Source organism: Betaproteobacteria bacterium, assembly GCA_016720925.1.
GTDB lineage: Bacteria > Pseudomonadota > Gammaproteobacteria > Burkholderiales > Usitatibacteraceae > UKL13-2.
On sequence record JADKJR010000001.1, the window covers coordinates 423,043 to 441,708 of the forward strand.

The window sequence follows — 18,666 nt, forward strand, 5'->3', positions numbered from 1 at the left end:
GTGAACATCTGGGTGGACGCGGGTCCGATCTCAAGTGGCAGTGTGATGCCGCCGACCTTGAGGTCATCGATGCCGGTCGCGGTAATCATCAGCCGGCGCGGTTGTTCCTGCGTGTTCATGATCTGCAGCCGATACACGTTTTCGATCAGTCCGTCCGCCACTTCGCGCGAAAGTGTCGAGCGATCGCGAATGACGTCGACCTTGACCGGCACACGCAGGTACAGGCTGACGCTGGCAGCAATGATGATCGCCCACAGCACCGTGGTGTAAATCAATACCCGCGGCCTGAACACCCGCCGGACCATTTCTTTCCAGCCCAGGTGCTGGCTGACGCCATTGAGCGACGCATAGCGGATCAAGCCGCGCGCATAGCCCATCTTGTCCATTACCTGGTTGCAGCCGTCGATGCAGGCGGTACAACCGATGCATTCGTACTGCTGTCCTTTGCGTATATCGATGCCTGTCGGACAGACCTGCACACAGATATCGCAACTCACGCACGCGCCGAGGCCGAGCGCCTTGGCATCGGCTTTTTTCGAGCGCGATCCACGCGGCTCGCCGCGTTCTTCATCATAGGCGACCACCAGCGTGTCCCGGTCGAACATCACGCCCTGGAAGCGTGCATACGGACACATGTATTTGCATACCTGCTCACGCATCCAGCCGGCGTTGCCATAGGTCGCAAAACCGTAGAAAAACAGCCAGAACGTTTCCCATGGACCCAGCGTCCAAGTGATTACTTCGCGGCCCAGATCGTGGATCGCCGTGAAATAGCCGACGAAAGTAAAGCCAGTCCACAGTGACAGTGCAATCCACACGGCGTGCTTGGCTGACTTCAATGCGACCTTGCGTGTTGAACGCGCGCTGCTATCGAGGCGCATCCGGGCGACACGGTCACCTTCTATCTTGCGCTCTATCCAGAGAAAGATCTCCGTATACACCGTCTGCGGGCAGGCATAGCCGCACCACAGGCGCCCGGCTACGGTGGTGAACAGGAACAGCGAATACGCCGAAACCAGTAACAGGATGGTGAGATAAATAAAATCCTGCGGCCAGAAAACGATGCCGAAGATATAGAACTTGCGCGCCACCAGATCGAATAGCACCGCCTGGCGCCCATTCCATGAAAGCCATGGCGAGGCGTAGAAAATAATCTGCGTAATAAACACCAGCGCCCAGCGCCATTTCGCGAACCATCCGCTAACCGCGCGCGGGTAGATCTTTTTTCGCACCTCATAAAGAACCTGCTCCTGATCGCCGATGGCGTCAGGAGCAGGGTTAATGGGGATGACTTTATTCGAATGGGACATCAATGCCTGTTGGTTACTTCGGCGGTGCCGTGGCAGCGGGTGCGTCCGCGGGCGCAGTCGTCTCGACCGGTGCTGGTGCAGGCATGCCGCCACCGAGGCTGTACACATAAGCTGCGAGAAGGTGGATCTTGGCCTCGCCCAAACGCTCTTTCTGTGCCGGCATCATGTTATTGCGGCCATTGCGAATGCCTTCGGCGATGGTTTCTTCCGAACTGCCATAGAGCCAAATGGCGTCGGTCAGGTTCGGCGCGCCAGTCGCATTCATGCCCTTTGCTTCGGGGCCATGACACGCCGCGCAAATCGCGAACTTGGGTTTGCCCGCTTCCGCCAGTTTTGCATCGTGCTTCAGACCGGAAAGGGAACGCACATAATTGACCAACTCCTTGATCCCTTCCTCGCCACCGACAGCCGCGCCGAGCGCCGGCATGATGCCATTGCGGCCACCAATGATGGTGGTTTCGATGGTCGCCGCGTCGCCGCCATACAGCCAGTCCTTGTCGCGAAGATTCGGGAAGCCTTTGGCGCCGCCGGCATCCGAACCATGGCATTGCGCGCAATAGGTCAGGAACAGGCGTTGTCCCATGGCGTTTGCTTGCGGATCCTTGGAAAGGGTGGCGACGTCTACCTTCGCGTATTTGTCGAAAAGCGGTCCATAGTCGGCGTTTGCCTGTTTCATTTCCGCTTCGTACGCATTCGCCGAGGTCCAATTGAACTTGCCACCGAACGTTCCCAGACCGGGATAGACGACCAGATAAACCAGTGCGAAGACGATGGTGATGTAGAACAGCCACATCCACCAGCGCGGCAGCGGATTGTTGTATTCCGTGAGGTCGTCGTCCCATACGTGGCCGTGCAACTCGACCTTCTGACCCTTGGGCGGACGCGCCGTGTGTTGCATCCACAGCAGCAGGCCGCAACCGAGGATGCCAACCAGCGAAATGATCGAAATGTACCAATGCCAATAACCGGAAATGAAATCGCTCATGAGCGGACTCCGTTGCTGTTTTCTTTGGAATTGAGAGGGCGCGCGACGGGAATTTCGCCGGGCAGTTCAGTATCGGCAAACGGCAGGTTCGCGGCCTCCTCGAAGCGCGCGCGCTGGCGGCTGCTGTAGGCCCAGAAGACGATGCCGGCAAACACCACGAACGAGATCGTGGTGATGATGGTGCGAAGGTCGTTGATGTCCATGGCTATTTCACATTCTTCAGCGCGGTGCCGAGCACCTGAAGATATGCGACCAGCGCATCTTCTTCGGTCTTGCCCTTGACGTCGTCGCCCGCCTTGTCGATTTCCGCCTGGGTGTACGGCACGCCAACACGGGAAAGTGCCGTCATGCGCGGTGCGCGTTCGCTTGGATCGAGCAAGGTCTTGGCGAGCCACGGGTAGGCGGGCATGTTCGATTCCGGCACGAGATCGCGCGGCTGGCGAAGATGCAAGCGATGCCAGTCGTCGTTGTAACGCCCGCCAACTCGATGCAGGTCCGGTCCGGTGCGCTTGCTGCCCCACTGGAACGGATGGTCGTAGACAAACTCACCGGCCACCGAGTAGTGGCCATAGCGCTCGGTTTCGGCACGGAACGGACGGATCATCTGCGAGTGGCAGTTATAGCAGCCTTCACGCTGGTAAATGTCGCGTCCCGCCAATTGCAACGCGGTGTAGGGTTTCAATCCTGCTACCGGTTCGGTGAGGGATTTCTGGAAGAACAGCGGTACGATTTCGACCAGGCCGCCGACACTGACGGTGAGCACAATCAGCAACACCATCCAGCCAATGTTTTTCTCGAGGGTTTCGTGTGAAAACTTCATGGCTCAGTCTCCGTGTGAGTCTTGAGTGACGGCCGGAATCGGCGCGTCATAGGCCTTGCCGAGGGCCACGGTCTTCCAGGTGTTGTAGGCCATCAGCAACATGCCGGTGAAGAACATCGAGCCGCCCACCAGACGGATGGTCCAGTACGGATAGCTCGCCTTCACGCTTTCGACAAAGCTGTAGGTGAGCGTGCCATCCGAATTCACGGCGCGCCACATCAGGCCCTGCATCACACCCGCAATCCACAGCGAGGAAATGTAGAGCACGATACCCAGCGTCGCGACCCAGAAGTGCAGCGTGATCAGGCGGATGCTGTACATCTCGAGGCGGCCGAACAGGCGCGGGATCATGTAATACAGGGCGCCGATCGAAATGAACGCGACCCAGCCCAGCGCGCCGGAGTGCACGTGGCCAATGGTCCAGTCGGTGTAATGCGACAGCGCGTTCACCGTCTTGATCGACATCATCGGGCCTTCAAAGGTCGACATGCCGTAGAACGACAGCGTAACCAGACGATCATGAACTTGAGAATCGGATCGTCACGCAGTTTGTGCCATGCGCCCGACAGGGTCATGATGCCGTTGATCATGCCGCCCCAGCTCGGTGCCAGCAGCACCAGCGAGAACACCATGCCAAGAGACTGCGCCCAATCGGGCAACGCCGTGTAGTGCAGATGATGCGGGCCGGCCCACATGTACGTGAAGATCAGCGCCCAGAAGTGGACCACGGAAAGCCGATAGGAGTACACCGGACGTCCGGCCTGTTTCGGCACGAAGTAGTACATCATGCCAAGGAAGCCGGCGGTGAGGAAGAAGCCCACCGCGTTGTGGCCATACCACCATTGCACCATCGCGTCCTGCACACCGGCATACGCGGAATACGATTTCCAGAAGCTTGCCGGAATTTCCGCGCTGTTGACGAGATGCAGTAGGGCGACCGTCAGAATGAAACCGCCAAAGAACCAGTTGGCGACGTAGATGTGCGGCACCTTCCGTTTCACGATAGTGCCGAAAAACACCACCGCGTACGAGACCCATACAATGGTGATCAGGATATCGATCGGCCATTCAAGTTCCGCGTATTCCTTGCTGGTGTTGATGCCGAGCGGCAATGTGACTGCCGCCAGCACGATGATCAGCGTCCAGCCCCAGAACGTGAGTGACGCGAGACCGTCGGAGAACAGTCGTACCTGGCACGTTCGCTGCACCACGTAGTACGAAGTAGCAAACAGCGCCGAGCCCCCAAAGGCGAAAATCACGGCGTTGGTATGCAGCGGCCGCAATCGACCGTAGGATAGAAACGGAATGCCAAAGGTGAGGTCCGGCCAGATCAGCTGTGCGGCGATGATGACGCCCACCAGCATGCCGACGATACCCCAGACGACAGTCATGATGGCGAACTGCCTGACCACTTTATAGTTGTAGGTCGTTGCTTGTGCCTGCATTTTCAGGTTCCTTTGCGGAGTTTTTTTCACGGCGTGCTTATAGTTGCATTACAACAGAAAATCTATTTGATTTGGATCAAACGAAGAGGGTTTGGTGGGCTTTGAGGGAGTATCCCGACTAACCCGAACGGTGGATCATCAGCCATCAGAATGCGCGCAAGGATGGATGACTTACAGGTTCGTGATCACGGCGCGTGAATGGAAGTATTCATGGAAGCATTCACGAAAAGCCCAGGAATGAATCCTCCCGCCAAAGGACACCGCAGATCGCCATCTGGCGCGCTTCCCAGGCCATAAATGCCCTGAAAGCCGCGCCAGTCCTTGTGTTTTTACAGTTGTCGCAGCGAAGCCAGAACTAGAAACGCCAGCCCATGCCGACGCTGATCAGATTCGGATCGACTTTCAGCGTGGTGAGTTTGGCGCCGGATACTTTTACGTCGGCTTCAATGTTGACGCGTTTGAAGTCAAGGTTGATGTAGGTGTTTTTCGCGATCTCGATATCCGCGCCCACTTGCAGTGCGAAGCCCGCGCTGCTCTTGTCGGTGGTCACGCCAGCCGGCAGGTTCGCGCTCATGAAGCGCGTGTAGTTCAGGCCGGCACCAACATACGGATTGAATTTCTCGCCGGGCAGGAACTGGTATTGCAGTGTCAGCGTCGGTGGCAAGTGCTTGATCGTGCCGATCTTGGCCCCCTGCAGCTTCACATCGTGCTTTTGCGGATAGGTGAGAATCAATTCCGCCGAGATATTGCGCGTGATGTTGTAGGAAAAATCGACTTCAGGGAAAGTCTTGTTGTTTACTTCAACCTTGGCGCCGCTCACTTCCGGTGAGTTGCCGTTGTCGACCTGCATGTTCAAGGCCCGAACGCGGACCAGCCAAGGGCCTTCCTGCGCCATCGCGGGTAGTGCAAATGCAGCGCCTGCGAGTGCGAGTACCAACAGTTTTGCTTTCATTTTCTGCGTTCCTTTTTTTGCGGTTAAAAAACAATATGGAATATTCTTAACCATTATGGTGTGGCGCAGCAATACGGTAATTTGATGTGAATCAAATGATGTGCAAATTAAGGGCGTATTCGCGGAACGGTCGGGTTTTCTTGAGCGATACGAGATATTGCATCGCAGCAATTTCGGCTCGGGCCGAGTCAAACTAGCCGCTGTTTTGATCGGTACGCGGGGGCTCGATTGGCGCCGGCGGCTGATCGTCATCCATCAAGATCCGATGGCCCGGCCCCTCAAGATCATCGAACTGGCCGTTTTCCGCGGACCACCAGAACACGACGCCGATGGCAAGTGCGAGCACGACGCTGAGCGGAATGAGCAGAATCAGGATTTCCATGGCCGCCTATTTTCGCTCAATCGCGCCGCATCAACCGCAACGAATTACCGACCACGGCCAGTGAACTCAACGCCATGCCGATGGCCGCTTCCGCCGGCGAAATGCGGCCGGTCACGGCAAGCGGTATCGCGATCAGGTTGTAGGCAACAGCCCAGCCGAAATTCTGATGGATGATACGAGTCATCTTTCGCGCGACCGCGTGCGCCGTCAATAGCGGCTGCAGGTTGGGTGACAACAGCACGGCATCAGCCGTGAGGCGGGTGAGGTCCGCGCCGCTGCCGATGGCAATCGACACGTGTGCCGAGCCCAGCAAGGGCGCGTCGTTGACGCCGTCGCCGACCGCCATGAGTTGCGCGCCACGCGCTTTCAATGTGGCGGCGTAGTCAAGTTTTTGCGTCGGTGTCTGCCGTGCCTGGACTTGCGATGGCTTCACGCCCAGCGCGGCCGCGACTTGTTCCACGCGATCTTGCCTGTCACCTGACAGGAGATGGACCGCCAGGCCGCGAGTGCCCAAGCATTCAATTGTTTTCCGGGCATCCGATTTCAGCGGATCGGAAAGCACAAACGCGGCAAGCCACTCGCCGCCTCGGCCCAGGAATAGCGAGGCAGGCGAGGCAGCCGAAGTGGCCGACGTGGCACGAGGATCGACCACAGGCGCCGCGTGCCCAACCAGCTGCTGAACGTACATCTCATGGCCGAGCCGGTATGTCATGCCATCGATGTTGCCTTCCACGCCGGTACCGCCAACGGCGTGCAGATTCGTCGCGCAGACCGCGCCTGCATTGCTGGCAGTATCTTCCGCCGGCCTGGCAAGGCTAAATGCAAGCGCGAGTGCCCGGGCAATCGGATGCGAGGAACCGCCCTCGAGTGCTACCGCAACGGCGATCGCCTGTGTGCGGTCAAGCACGCCAAACAACTGCGTGAAATCGATGGTGATATGCCCCGTCGTGACCGTGCCGGTTTTATCAAAAATCACGTCGGTTGCGCGCGCGATCTTTTCCAGTGTATCGGCGCGCGTGATCAATAGTCCCTCACGCGCGAGGCGCGTCGTGGCGATCGCCTGCGCCGCGGGGACGGCGAGCGCGAGCGCGCACGGGCAGGTGACCGCGAGCACTGCAACGGCAACGGGAAAACTCATCGATGCATCAATGAACAACCAGACCAGCGCCGCCGCCGCCGACAAGCCAAGCGTGAGTGGCGAAATCCAGCGTGCCGCGCGGTCGGCGAATTCGGTCAGCTTCGGCCGCGAGGCCAGCGCCTGCTCGGTCAGGTGGCGAAGATTTGACGCCACGGTCAGCTCGCCCGTACGCGTGACGCGCATGAGCACCGGTGCGCCGAGATTGAGTGAGCCACCCATTAACGTCTCACCCGGACCGCGTGCGAGGGGCTGCGATTCACCGGACAAGAGCGATTCGTCGAAATCACTGGTGCCTTCGACGATAAAACCGTCTGCCGCCACCAGTTCGCCATTCGCCACGCGAATGACTTGTCCCGGTTTCAGCTCGGCCGCCGCAATTGCACCGCCCCCGCGCTCGTCCGGAAACGCAGGCAGGACCCACGCAACGGCGGGTGCCGCGTTGGTCAGGCGCTCAATCAGTGACAGCGAGGATTCGCGAGCCCACGATTCCAGGTAACGCGCTGCGAGCAGCAAGAAGATGAACATCGAAATCGAATCAAAATACATCGCGCCCGAACCCTGAAATAGCGCAACGCAGCTGGTGCCAAAGGTGGCCGTGATGGCCAGTGCGACCGGCAGATCCATGCTCACGTGTCTGATGCGCAGGTCGCGCCACGCACCGGCGAAAAATGCGCGCGCGGAAAACAGGATGGCCGGCAAGGTCAGTACCAATGCCGCCCAGCCCATCAGGTGCCGCGCTTCAGGGCTGACGTCATCCGGGCCGGTGAAGTACACGGGCAGCGTGAACATCATCACCTGCATCATAGACAACAGTGCCACGCCCAATCCGATCAGTGCGCGCCGGCGCGACTTGCGGCGCGCCGCAAAATCGGTCGCGGCAGCGGGCTGGCCGCCCAACCCGACGCGCTTCAATGCATTCAATAGCGCCGTCAGCGTGGTCTCATTCTGATTCCATGCCACCGAAGCCCGATGCGTGATCTGATTCACCGATGCCTGCGTGACGCCGGGCAAACGCGCCAACGCGGACTCCGCCAGCCAGACGCACGCACTGCAGGTAATGCCCTCGATGTAGAGGTCGGCCGTGCGGGTTTCGGCGTCCGGCGAGGCCACGTACTGGGACTGAATGGCGTTTAGGTCAAATAGCGCATCCACCGTCCCGCTTGAGGGCAATTCAGCCGGCGATACGCCGGGGTTCGCTGTGCGTTCGCGGTAATACGCGTCGAGGCCGGCATCGAGAATGGTCTGTGCTACCGCCTCGCAACCTGCGCAGCAGAGCGATCGCTGCTGTCCATCGAAACGAATACTGAAGCGCGTGCCGGTGGTAACGGGAAGTCCGCAATGGAAACATTCCAGATCGGCTTCGCTCGGCGATTCCGCGCGCCGCGCCAGTGAAGCTTCGGAGAGCTTGGTGGCTACAGTGTTCATGGTGTCATTTATGGTGCGGCGGGCGGGATCAATGTCATGCAAAACGCACCGAACGCCTGCAACTGCGCGAGGGTTCCCAGGCGGGCGATGCCAAACACGCCCATTGCCACGACGGCGATCCCCGCCGCCATGCGAACACGCGGTTTTCGTGTCCAGCCGCGCAGCCGTCCGGCCGACCAGCCAGTCGCCACCATGACAGGAAGCGTGCCAAGCCCGAAAGCGGCCATTGTCATCGCTCCGCGCGCGGTGCTACCTGCGCTCATCGCCGTGAGCAGCATGGCGTAAACCAGACCGCAGGGTATCCATCCCCACAGCATGCCGAATAAAGTGGCGTGGGTGAGCGATCGCAGTGGCAGGAGTTTTTTGGCATAGGGCGAGACATGGCGCCAGAGGTGACCCCGGCTTTCTCCAACGGTGCAAGCAATTGTGGAACCCCCATCAGATAGAGGCCGGTGAAAACAATCATCAGGTTTGCAAACAGGAATAACATCGTCCGCACAGGCAGCGTTTCGCTGATCACCCAGCCTTGGCCAACGCCGGCGAGTGCGCCACCCAACGTCCCGGCCAGCGCGCCCGCGATGGCATAGCTGGTGATTCTCCCAACATTGAAGGCGAGAACATTTGCGCCTGCACTGGACGGAAAGGAGGACGGTCGAAAGCCATGTGATACACCTGCGGACGCGGAAATGGGCAATTTGGCGAAGGCAACGTGCATCGAACCGACGTTCTTGGCGCCGCCATTTTCCGCCAGCGGGGATGCCAGCGCCACGGTCGCGGAAATACCCCCGCACATGCCGAGACAGTGCAGGCTTCCCATCAATCCCGTGGTCAAGGCGGTCAGCAGCAATGTCCAGAAAATGGTGCCCGATTCCACGCTGTCGATCTTTATGAGGAGGTCAAATAATCTTGGAGAAGCGCTCGCGCTGCTCGATTCGCGAAAGGTGCCGGTCGAATACCATGGCGACGCTGCGGACCAGCAACCTGCCGCGCGGCGTTACATTGAGCCATTCTGGCTCAAGCGTAATCAGCCCTTCGCGCTGCAATTCCTCAAGTTTATCCCACTCGCTCGAAAAGTACTCCCGGAATTTGATGAGGTAGGCGATTTCTATGGACTCTATTGATAGCTCAAAGTGGCAGATCAGCGCCTGGATGATTGCACGCCGCAGCAGGTCATCTGCAGTCAGTTCGATGCCGCGCAACACCGGCAGTTCATCGCGGTCGAGGCGGTCGTAATACTCTGCGAGCGTTTTTACGTTCTGGCTGTAGGTGGTGCCGACTTTGCTGATGGCGGAAATACCAAACGCCAACACGTCGGTGTCCGGATGTGTCGAATATCCCAGCAAATTGCGCCGCAAGCCGGCGTGGCGGGCGGCGATGACCAGTTCATCATCAGGCAACGCAAAATGATCCATGCCGATATACACATATCCGGCGCCGGTCAACTTGTTGGTGGCCATCACCAGCAGTTCCAATCTTGCCTCCGCGCCCGGCAAGTCATTGGTGTCGATCTGCCGCTGCGATTTGTGCATACCGGGCAGGTGATCATAGCCGTAGAGCGTGACGCGACCCGGCATCATGGCCAGAACCTGATCAAGCGTGTCGTCAAAACCGCCAAGCGACTGTTTCGGCAGGCCGTATATCAGGTCCAGGTTTATCGACATGAAACCGTACCGTCGCGCGGCCGTAATTGCCCGAGCCGTTTCGTCCACGGTCTGGACACGGTTGACGGCCTGTTGCACGTCCGGATCGAAATCCTGGATACCGAGGCTCATGCGATTGAAGCCCAGTTGTCCCAGGGCGGCAATTTTTTCGTCATCGACTGTCCGCGGGTCGATTTCGACCGCGTATTCACCTGGCAGCAGTTCAAAGTGCTGCCCGAGGCGGTGCATCAGCATTTCCAACCCGGCCGTAGAAAGAAATGTTGGTGTGCCCCCGCCAATCGATATCTGATCCGCGCGACGGCTCCCCTCCAGCGCGTCCGCCACCATGCTGAATTCGCGTTCGAGATACTTCAGGTAGCTTGCGCTGCCGGCATCATCGCCCACCACCATGTTACAGGCGCAGAAATGGCAGGCTGTGCGACAAAACGGGATGTGGACGTATAATGAGAAAGGCTCAGCATTCGTGCGGGGTCCCCATGTGGGCATCCGTTGGCGCAAACTGGCTTGGCGGGCCTGGGTGTCGTAGGCTTCGATAAAGCAGTCTGGCGTCGGGTACGAGGTGTAGCGCGGTCCCGGTTTATCGTACTTTCGCACCATTTCGGGATCGATCAGAACGCCCGTCGCAGGGGGGGCGGGGCATAAGTGGGAAACAGGCATCTATGCATGTTGGCGACATGTAGAGTATGTGTTTTGACGTGGATCAAGACGACAGCATCCGTTCGTTGACGCTATTCACAGGAAATAACGATGGCAAGGTCCGAATTAGCACGGCAGCAAAGCACTCACATGGTTCTGGCCGAGCTAAAGGTCGCCTGCGCCAACTGCAATTTGCGCGAGATCTGCCTCCCCGCCGGCTTGTCCGACCAGGATCTGGAGCAGCTCGATGCCATGGTCAATCTTCGTCGCAAAATAAAGCGCGGCGAGACGCTGTATCGCTCGGGTGAAACGTTTGATTCGATTTATGCGATTCGCAGCGGCTTTTTCAAGTCGCGCGTGACGTATGAAGATGGCCGCGATCAGGTGATCGGATTTTCCATGGGGGGTGAAATCCTCGGGATGGATGGCATTGGCCAGGGACGCCACAACTGCGATGCCGTGGCGCTGGAGGACAGCGAAGTTTGCAGTATTCCGTACGGACGGCTGGAAGAGCTGTCCCGCGAAATCAGCGGCCTGCAGCGGCATTTTCACAAGATGATGAGCCGTGAAATCGTGCGTGAAAGTGGCGTGATGATGCTGCTCGGCGTCATGCGAGCGGAAGAGCGTATCGCGGCTTTCCTGCTGAACATGTCGCAACGCCTCGGGGCGCGTGGCTACTCGGCGATGGAATTTCATTTGCGCATGACGCGCGAAGAAATCGGCAGCTACCTCGGGCTCAAACTCGAAACCGTCAGCCGCGCGTTTTCGCGTTTTCATGCGGACGGGCTTATCACGGTCGACCAAAAGTTCGTTCGTATTGTCGATCTTCAAGGTTTGAAGAATATCTACGCACACCACGTGAGCTAGATGGCGTTTCCCCGACGCGGGTTTGCGTTTGATCAAGATCCCTTCCGCCCCGGCGTGACAATCTGACGACATCGTCAAGGGGCTCTGGAATGAAACTGAAATTTGCTGGCGCGGCGGGAACGGTAACCGGTTCGCGCTATATCGTGGATCACGACAAACGCCGCCTCCTTATCGATTGCGGGCTGTTTCAGGGATATAAGGTCCTGCGGCTGCGGAACTGGTCCCCCTTTCCTGTACGACCACAATCGATTCATGCCGCGATACTGACGCACGCGCACCTCGATCATAGCGGGTATCTGCCGGCGCTGGTTCGGGATGGCATGCGCACCCCAGTCTTTGCCAGTGCGGCAACCCGGGACCTTTGCGGCATCCTCTTGCCTGACAGCGGGCACCTGCAGGAAGAAGAGGCGAAATATCTCAATCGCCATGGGATTTCAAAGCATCATCCTGCACTGCCCCTGTACACCAAGGAGGACGCGCACGCGTGTCTTGCCAGTCTGAAGACAATGCCGATGGAAAAGGCGTGGGAAGTTCTACCGGGCATGCAGGCGATGCTGCGGCCTGCCGGCCATTTGCTAGGGGCATCAATCGTCGAGATCGCGACGTCGCGCGGCAATATCGTCTTTAGCGGCGATCTGGGTCGTCCGCATGATTTGATCATGTCCCCGCCGGTGCAAATCAAGCGCGCGGATTATCTTGTGGTCGAATCCACCTACGGCGACCGGCGCCACGATGGCGCTGATCCTGAAAAGCAGCTAGGCGAGATTATCCGGAAAACCGCCGCGCGCGGTGGAATCATTGTGGTGCCTTCATTCGCCGTGGGCCGCGCGCAGGAATTGCTTTACGCCATTCACCGGCTCAAGACCCGCAAGGAAATTCCCGACCTGCCGGTATTCCTCAATAGCCCGATGGCGACCAATGCCACCACGCTATACAAGCGGCACGCTTCGTTGCATCACCTTTCACCGGATGAAAGTCGCGGCATGTGTACCGCCGCGACCATTGTCAATTCCGTTGAAGAATCGCAAGCGCTGAATTCGCTGAAAATGCCGGCTGTCATTATCGCGGCGAGTGGCATGGCGACCGGCGGGCGTGTCCTGCATCACCTGATTGCATATGCCTCGGATCCGCGGAACGCAATTGTGCTGACCGGCTATCAGGCTGGCGGTACGCGCGGTGCGGCAATTGTTGCCGGTGCGGCGGAAGTAAAAATATTCGGACAAAGGGTGCCGATCCGGGCGGAAGTCCACCAGATCACGGGGTACTCGGCGCATGCTGACGCCGACGAGATCATGGCGTGGCTAAAAGGCTTTGAACGCCCGCCGCGCCGGGTTTTCGTCACCCACGGCGACCCGGAGGCGGCGGATACGCTGCGCAAGCGAATCCGTGAGGAGTTGAACTGGGATGCGCATGTGCCCGACCACCTTGAAACCGTGACGCTCGATTTTGGCGGGCGAACTTGAGCGTTCCCGCGGCGCCGTTGGAAACACCACTGGCCGCACAAGCGCCCCGCACGCTGTCGAACCAGTTGCGTCTCAAGTGGCTGGGCATTGATACGTACAAGCAGCCCGTGATCTACATCCACCGCGAATGCCTTATCTGCCGATCCGAGGGCTTTGCGGCACAGGCGCGCCTGCGTGTGCAATTGAATGGTCGCGAAATCATCGCCACGCTCAACGTCATCGATTCCGATTTGCTAAGCATCGAAGAAATCGGCCTGTCGACATGGGCGTGGAAGGCGCTGGGCGCGACCGAGGGCGATTCGCCGGCCATCAGTCATGCGCCCGACCTTGAATCGCTGCGCGGGGTGCGCGCCAAATTGTTCGGCGAGGTTCTGAGCCAGCAGGATCTGGGCGCCATTATCAAGGACATCGCGGCGGGCCACTATGCCGACATACACATTGCCGCTTTTGTGGCCGCATGCGCCGCGGGACACATGTCGCTCGCGGAAGTCATTGCGCTGACGCGGGCGATGGTGGATGTGGGGTCGCGCCTGCAATGGCCGCACGCATCCGACAAACCGATTGCCGACAAGCACTGCATTGGCGGATTGCCCGGCAATCGGACCTCGCTGATCATTGTCCCAATCATTGCGGCGGCGGGCCTGACGATGCCGAAGACGTCCTCGCGTGCCATCACCTCCCCCGCAGGCACCGCCGATACCATGGAAGTGCTGGCGCCGGTCGCGCATGACATGGCGTCGATGCGCCGCATCGTCGAGCGCGAAGGCGCGTGCATCGTCTGGGGCGGTGCGGTGACGCTGAGCCCGGCCGATGATGCGCTGATATCGGTTGAGCGGCCGCTCAATCTCGATGGCCCGGCGCAGATGGTGGCATCGGTGATTTCCAAGAAGATTGCCGCGGGCTCGACACATACCATCATCGACATTCCTGTGGGGCCGACCGCCAAAGTGCGTAGTCACGGCGCGGCGCGGAAACTCGGCAACCTGCTCGAGCAGGTTGGCGCAGAACTTGGGCTCGCGGTGCAGACGATTTATACCGATGGCCTGCAGCCGGTCGGACGTGGCATCGGCCCGGCGCTGGAAGCGCGCGACGTACTGGCTGTGTTGCGACGAACCAGGGATGCGCCGCTGGACTTGCGGGAACGTGCTTTGCAACTGGCAGGCGCGCTGCTGGAATTCTGCAAAGCCGCGCGCGAAGGTGAGGGATACGCGACGGCCGAAAAGTTACTTGATTCGGGTCAGGCGCTTGTCAAGTTCCTGGCAATCTGCGAAGCGCAGGGCGGATTCCGCGAACCGACCCGAGCCGGGTTTACCCATGTCGTCCTCGCCGGGCATACCGGGCGCATCGTCGAAGTCGGCAATCGCCAGCTGGCGCGTATCGCCAAACTTGCCGGTGCGCCAAAGGCGCCTGCTGCCGGCATTGACCTGCATGTGGCGTGCTGGAGCCGTGTGGAAAAGGGCTCACCGCTTTTCACCCTGCATGCTGAATCGCCGGGCGAACTTCAATACGCGCTGGACGTGTTAGCCACGAATCCGGAAATCTTCAGGATGGAGCACGAATAGCCGGCCATCACGGGCACACGCAACGTGCTTTCCGGTTTACTTCGTCACCAGTACCGGAATCGGCGATTCTCCAATAACCCGCATGGCGACCGACCCCATGAACAGGTTGCCGAGCGCGCTCCGACCGTGTGTGCCCATCACAATCATGCCGCAGTCATGTTTCTTCGCGGCGTCGATGATCTCGCTCGCCGGCTGGCCGACCACGGGCATTTCGATTGACTTGCAGCGGGTGCCCGCCAGCAATGCACGCGCCGGGGCGAGCAACTCCTCGGCTTCATCCTTGTAATACTGCTCGACGACTTCGTGACCCAGCACCGCCTTCGCGCGTGGCGAAGGGATCGGCAAATGAACGTTCAGCAGTATCACTTCCGGCGCGCCGCCAAACATGTCGGAATGTTCGATGACGTAACGCAATGCGCGCAATGCGCTGTCTGATCCATCAATAGCAACGAGTACTTTCATGGTCGCATTCCTTCCATCCATCAGGATTGGCATTAAGGTTGACAACATCATGGACGATGGCAAATACCACCATCCATGATGAACTATAGCGCCGGAAGCGTCCGGCGCGTTGATGCTTGTCAATGCCGAGGTTATTTGGCCCTGGCGTTCGACCTTCGCGCCCGATTGCGGGAAACGGTTTTCATTGCGGGCGGCGCCTCGCGGTAAGATTGCGGGATGAACGCCGATCTCATCTCAGCCTTTGTCCTGCTGTTTCTGGTGCTCGACCCGCTCGGCAACCTGCCGGTGGTCGCATCGCTACTGAAGCAGGTCGATTCGTCGCGCCGCGCGCGCGTGGTGATACGCGAGTGCTTTATCGCCTACCTCATCCTGCTCGCCTTCATGTTTGGCGGGCGACAATTTCTCGACGTGATGGGCCTGTCCGAAATCTCGCTGTCCATCGCCGGCGGGGTGATTCTGTTCATGATCGCGATCCGCATGGTGTTCAAGCCCGAGGAGAGCGTGTTTGGTGAATCGCTGGAGCACGAACCATTTATCGTGCCGCTGGCCATTCCGCTGATCGCCGGCCCGTCGGCGCTGGCGACCGTCATGCTGATGGTGTCGCGCGATCCCGCGAAACTGGGCACGTGGATCGGGGCGATGACGGCGGCAATGCTGGTGTCGGCGATACTGCTGGTGATGGGCGAGAGAATCGAGCGATGGCTCGGCAAGCGCGCCATGGAAGCCATTGAGCGCCTGATGGGGCTGATTCTGACGGCGATTGCGGTGGAGATGCTGCTGGGCGGCATCAAGCAATTCCTGCAGCAATTGAAGTAGCCATGAGCAAAGCCTTCACCAAAGAAAACGAGCAGGACGACGACGATGACGGCGAGGAAAGCGCCTCGCCGTTACCGGCCGGAAGCAAGAACTACATCACGCCCGGCGGCCATCAGCGGCTCAAAGATGAATTCCAGTATTTGCTGAAGAAAGATCGTCCCGCCGTGACGGCTGCCGTGTCATGGGCCGCGAAGAATGGCGATCGTAGCGAGAATGCTGACTACCAGTACGGAAAGAGACGTCTGCGCGAAATTGACCGGCGGCTGCGCTTCCTGACCAAGCGCCTTGATATCGCGGAAGTGGTGGATCCGGAAATTCCGCGCGACGAAGAAATCGCCGATCAGGTGTTCTTCGGTGCAACCGTGACCTACGCCAACGGGAATGGTGACGAAAATACCATCACCATCGTCGGCATCGACGAGGTCGATCTCAGCCGCAATCACATCAGCTGGATATCACCGATCGCGCGTGCGCTCATGAAGGCGCGCCCGGGCGACGCAGTCATGTTGCGCGCGCCAGGCGGCGCGGAAGAACTGGACGTGATCGACGTGCGCTACGTGCGCATTGAGGTGGAGGCGTTTGTACCGACGGAAGTGGCGTTTCCGGTCGACAAAAAGACGTAGATCGCCATTTGGCGGGGGTTTACGGGCAAAAATGGTCTGTAGGCCGCGCCAGTGCTTGAGGTTTAGCGCAGGTTTCGATTCGCCTGCGAATCGTTCGCGAGTCGGCTGGCCCATGCAGGGGGCAGCGCGACCTGCAAGGTTAAAACCGGTGATTCCCGCCGGCGCGGAATGACGGCAACTGCTTCGTGTCGGTCTATTTCTTCTTCGCCTCGGCCTCTTTGGCATTCTCCCGCTCAAACGCCGCGCGATTGAACGCCGTGCCGGTATCTTCCGCGACCTTGCGTACCACCGCCCAATCGCGCTGGTAATTCACCGGGTGGAAGCGATCGTCGCCGTTGAATTCCTTCGTCATCTCCGGCGTGAATTTGTAACTCATGAAACATTCCCTGATCTTCGCTGCCAGCGCCGGATCGAGATCGTGGGCATAGGCAAAGCTGGAGGTGATGAACGGTGCGCTGCGGTAGAGCGTACGGAAGTTTTCGGCTTTCACCACGCCGCGCTTGGCCATACGTTCGAGCACGTCGTCGGCGATGGCGGCGGCGTCATAGTCTCCCGTGTTCACGCCCATGATCGATTGATCGTGCTTGCCGGAGAACAGCGGCTTGTAGTCCTTGTCGGGCGTGAGACCTTCGGGGGGCAAGAGCGAGCGCGGCGCGAGATTGCCGGAGTTCGACGACGGCGCGGAGTGCGCGATTTTCTTGCCCTTGAGGTCGGTGAGTTTCTGGTAAGGGCTGTCGGCTTTCACGATAACCGCCAGGTGATACGAACGCGGGCCGCTGGCATCTCCCTTGACGGCGAAGGGCACGGCGCCAGCGAGATTCACCGCGTAGCCGGTGGAGCCGGTCGAAAACCCGCCAAGATGCAAGCGCCCCGCGCGCATGGCTTCAATTTGCGCCGCGTTCGATTGCACCTGGTAGTACACGACCTTTTTACCGGTGCAGGTGCCGAGGTGCTCCTGGAAGTTCACGAAGATCTTCTGGTACACCGCCGGATCTTCGATCGGGGTGTAAGTGAAGATCAACGTCGAGGGGTTTTTCCATTTCGCTTTGTCGGCGGGTGCGTCAGCCACCATATCGCGATCGGCATCGCAATAAAGGTCATCGAGCTGTCCACGATTTCCGCAGGTCTGCGCGGACGCGCCGAATGCCACGCTTCCGGCCAAAGCGGCGGCGCCCCAAAGAATGCTTCTGATGTTGGTTTTCATTCTTCACCTTCCCGATTGGTCACGCTGTGTCCGCCAAAGCCTTTGCGCATCATCGCCAGCAGCTTGGCTTCATATTCGTCGTGCCCCTGGCTGGCGAAGCGCGACATCAGCGCCAGCGACATCACCGGCGCCGGGACGCCGAGTTCAATGGCTTCCATGGCCGTCCAGCGGCCTTCGCCGGAATCGGGCACGAGCGGGACGATACCGACGAGTTCCTGATCATCTTTCAAAAACTTGGCGGTGAGATCGAGCAGCCAGGATCGCACCACGCTGCCTTGCCGCCAATTTTCGGCGATGGCGCCCACATCGAAGTCGAATTCCCGTTTGGCCGCCAGCAATGCAAAGCCTTCCGCATAGGCCTGCATCATCCCGTACTCGATGCCGTTGTGGACCATTTTGACGTAGTGCCCCGCGCCGCAGGGGCCGGTGTGCAGCCATTGATTCGGCTCCGGGGCCAGCGCCGTGAGCGTTCGCGCCAGTCGCTGGATGGCGGTGGATTCGCCGCCGACCATCATGCAGTAACCGTTCTCCAGCCCGTGAACACCACCGGAAACGCCCACATCGACGAACTGAATCTCAGCCAGCCTGAATGCCTCGGCGGCAACGACGGTTTCCTTGTAAAAGCTGTTGCCGCCGTTGACCACCAGATCGCCGGGCGCCATCTTCAGGCGCAATTCGTCCAGCGTCTGATTGGTGGCTTTTCCGGCGGGCAACATTACCCACACCTTGCGCGGCAAGGGCAGGGCGTTCAACAACGCATCCAGCGAATAGGCGCCATCAAAGCCGGGTTCATTGATGAGCGCATCGACGGATTTACCGCTCGCGTCATAGCCGACCACGTGGATGTTGGCGCGGCATAGCCGCGTCGCCATATTGGCGCCCATCTTGCCCAACCCTATCATTCCAATTTGCATG

General features: G+C 59.4%; 16 protein-coding genes and 2 pseudogenes. 5 read left to right on the forward strand and 13 right to left on the reverse strand.

Going from position 1 to position 18,666, the window contains the following annotated elements:
- Window positions 1-8: 8 nt before the first annotated feature.
- From ccoG to hemN, 10 genes and pseudogenes are all read right to left on the reverse strand, one after another.
- Window positions 9-1,310: pseudogene (ccoG, locus tag IPP88_02035) on the reverse strand (cytochrome c oxidase accessory protein CcoG).
- 13 nt (window positions 1,311-1,323) lie between these two features.
- Window positions 1,324-2,295: a cytochrome-c oxidase, cbb3-type subunit III gene (gene ccoP, locus IPP88_02040; protein ID MBL0121543.1), complete on the reverse strand. Its 972-nt coding sequence runs from the start codon at window positions 2,293-2,295 to the stop codon at window positions 1,324-1,326.
- Window positions 2,292-2,498, reverse strand: coding sequence for a cbb3-type cytochrome c oxidase subunit 3 (locus IPP88_02045; GenBank protein ID MBL0121544.1), 207 nt, complete (start codon window positions 2,496-2,498; stop codon window positions 2,292-2,294). Before IPP88_02045 ends, ccoP begins: the two co-directional genes overlap by 4 nt.
- 2 nt (window positions 2,499-2,500) lie before the next feature.
- Window positions 2,501-3,115, reverse strand: a complete 615-nt coding sequence (gene ccoO / locus IPP88_02050) for a cytochrome-c oxidase, cbb3-type subunit II (GenBank protein MBL0121545.1) — start codon at window positions 3,113-3,115, stop codon at window positions 2,501-2,503.
- A gap of 3 nt (window positions 3,116-3,118) precedes the next feature.
- Window positions 3,119-4,560 (reverse strand): annotated as a pseudogene (gene ccoN, locus IPP88_02055) (cytochrome-c oxidase, cbb3-type subunit I).
- Between the two features lie 355 nt (window positions 4,561-4,915).
- Window positions 4,916-5,512 carry an OmpW family protein gene (locus IPP88_02060; protein MBL0121546.1) on the reverse strand — a complete coding sequence of 199 codons (597 nt, stop codon included), beginning with the start codon at window positions 5,510-5,512 and terminating at the stop codon, window positions 4,916-4,918.
- 193 nt (window positions 5,513-5,705) lie between these two features.
- Window positions 5,706-5,894: a cbb3-type cytochrome oxidase assembly protein CcoS gene (ccoS, locus tag IPP88_02065; protein MBL0121547.1), complete on the reverse strand. Its 189-nt coding sequence runs from the start codon at window positions 5,892-5,894 to the stop codon at window positions 5,706-5,708.
- Between the two features lie 16 nt (window positions 5,895-5,910).
- A complete protein-coding gene (locus tag IPP88_02070; GenBank protein MBL0121548.1) occupies window positions 5,911-8,457 on the reverse strand; it encodes a heavy metal translocating P-type ATPase in 2,547 nt (848 codons plus the stop codon).
- Window positions 8,458-8,465: 8 nt separating this feature from the next.
- The gene (locus IPP88_02075; GenBank protein MBL0121549.1) at window positions 8,466-9,248 is read right to left on the reverse strand and encodes a sulfite exporter TauE/SafE family protein; all 783 of its coding nucleotides are present in this window, start codon (window positions 9,246-9,248) and stop codon (window positions 8,466-8,468) included.
- Window positions 9,249-9,353: 105 nt separating this feature from the next.
- On the reverse strand, window positions 9,354-10,775 hold the full coding sequence (gene hemN, locus IPP88_02080; protein ID MBL0121550.1) for an oxygen-independent coproporphyrinogen III oxidase: 1,422 nt from the start codon (window positions 10,773-10,775) through the stop codon (window positions 9,354-9,356).
- A gap of 129 nt (window positions 10,776-10,904) precedes the next feature.
- On the opposite strand from hemN, the gene fnr reads away from it, so the two are divergent.
- The 3 genes from fnr to IPP88_02095 all read left to right on the forward strand — a co-directional run bounded on the left by fnr (window position 10,905) and on the right by IPP88_02095 (window position 14,646).
- Window positions 10,905-11,621: a fumarate/nitrate reduction transcriptional regulator Fnr gene (fnr, locus tag IPP88_02085; protein ID MBL0121551.1), complete on the forward strand. Its 717-nt coding sequence runs from the start codon at window positions 10,905-10,907 to the stop codon at window positions 11,619-11,621.
- Between the two features lie 89 nt (window positions 11,622-11,710).
- Window positions 11,711-13,084: an MBL fold metallo-hydrolase gene (locus IPP88_02090; protein ID MBL0121552.1), complete on the forward strand. Its 1,374-nt coding sequence runs from the start codon at window positions 11,711-11,713 to the stop codon at window positions 13,082-13,084.
- A gap of 17 nt (window positions 13,085-13,101) precedes the next feature.
- Window positions 13,102-14,646, forward strand: a complete 1,545-nt coding sequence (locus IPP88_02095) for a thymidine phosphorylase family protein (GenBank protein MBL0121553.1) — start codon at window positions 13,102-13,104, stop codon at window positions 14,644-14,646.
- 36 nt (window positions 14,647-14,682) lie between these two features.
- On the opposite strand, the gene IPP88_02100 is transcribed toward IPP88_02095, so the two are convergent.
- Window positions 14,683-15,108, reverse strand: a complete 426-nt coding sequence (locus tag IPP88_02100) for a universal stress protein (protein MBL0121554.1) — start codon at window positions 15,106-15,108, stop codon at window positions 14,683-14,685.
- A 216-nt stretch (window positions 15,109-15,324) separates the two neighbouring features.
- On the opposite strand from IPP88_02100, the gene IPP88_02105 reads away from it, so the two are divergent.
- The gene (locus tag IPP88_02105) at window positions 15,325-15,924 is read left to right on the forward strand and encodes a MarC family protein (GenBank protein ID MBL0121555.1); all 600 of its coding nucleotides are present in this window, start codon (window positions 15,325-15,327) and stop codon (window positions 15,922-15,924) included.
- A gap of 2 nt (window positions 15,925-15,926) precedes the next feature.
- On the forward strand, window positions 15,927-16,547 hold the full coding sequence (greB, locus tag IPP88_02110) for a transcription elongation factor GreB (protein ID MBL0121556.1): 621 nt from the start codon (window positions 15,927-15,929) through the stop codon (window positions 16,545-16,547).
- Window positions 16,548-16,740: 193 nt separating this feature from the next.
- Here greB and phnD read toward each other — a convergent pair whose 3' ends face one another.
- Window positions 16,741-17,751, reverse strand: a complete 1,011-nt coding sequence (gene phnD / locus IPP88_02115) for a phosphate/phosphite/phosphonate ABC transporter substrate-binding protein (GenBank protein ID MBL0121557.1) — start codon at window positions 17,749-17,751, stop codon at window positions 16,741-16,743.
- Window positions 17,748-18,665: a decarboxylating 6-phosphogluconate dehydrogenase gene (gnd, locus tag IPP88_02120; protein MBL0121558.1), complete on the reverse strand. Its 918-nt coding sequence runs from the start codon at window positions 18,663-18,665 to the stop codon at window positions 17,748-17,750. The genes phnD and gnd overlap by 4 nt, the downstream gene beginning before the upstream one ends.
- Window position 18,666 lies beyond the last annotated feature (1 nt).

Bases quoted from the DNA above. Each gene is read 5' to 3' on its own strand.
- IPP88_02060 (MBL0121546.1), bottom strand. From the start codon at position 5,512: ATGAAAGCAAAACTGTTGGTACTCGCACTCGCAGGCGCTGCATTTGCA.
- IPP88_02070 (MBL0121548.1), bottom strand. From the start codon at position 8,457: ATGAACACTGTAGCCACCAAGCTCTCCGAAGCTTCACTGGCGCGGCGC.
- hemN (MBL0121550.1), bottom strand. From the start codon at position 10,775: ATGCCTGTTTCCCACTTATGCCCCGCCCCCCCTGCGACGGGCGTTCTG.
- ccoS (MBL0121547.1), bottom strand. From the start codon at position 5,894: ATGGAAATCCTGATTCTGCTCATTCCGCTCAGCGTCGTGCTCGCACTT.
- IPP88_02105 (MBL0121555.1), top strand. From the start codon at position 15,325: ATGAACGCCGATCTCATCTCAGCCTTTGTCCTGCTGTTTCTGGTGCTC.
- ccoP (MBL0121543.1), bottom strand. From the start codon at position 2,295: ATGAGCGATTTCATTTCCGGTTATTGGCATTGGTACATTTCGATCATT.
- IPP88_02100 (MBL0121554.1), bottom strand. From the start codon at position 15,108: ATGAAAGTACTCGTTGCTATTGATGGATCAGACAGCGCATTGCGCGCA.
- greB (MBL0121556.1), top strand. From the start codon at position 15,927: ATGAGCAAAGCCTTCACCAAAGAAAACGAGCAGGACGACGACGATGAC.
- phnD (MBL0121557.1), bottom strand. From the start codon at position 17,751: ATGAAAACCAACATCAGAAGCATTCTTTGGGGCGCCGCCGCTTTGGCC.
- fnr (MBL0121551.1), top strand. From the start codon at position 10,905: ATGGTTCTGGCCGAGCTAAAGGTCGCCTGCGCCAACTGCAATTTGCGC.
- IPP88_02045 (MBL0121544.1), bottom strand. From the start codon at position 2,498: ATGGACATCAACGACCTTCGCACCATCATCACCACGATCTCGTTCGTG.
- IPP88_02090 (MBL0121552.1), top strand. From the start codon at position 11,711: ATGAAACTGAAATTTGCTGGCGCGGCGGGAACGGTAACCGGTTCGCGC.
- ccoO (MBL0121545.1), bottom strand. From the start codon at position 3,115: ATGAAGTTTTCACACGAAACCCTCGAGAAAAACATTGGCTGGATGGTG.
- gnd (MBL0121558.1), bottom strand. From the start codon at position 18,665: ATGCAAATTGGAATGATAGGGTTGGGCAAGATGGGCGCCAATATGGCG.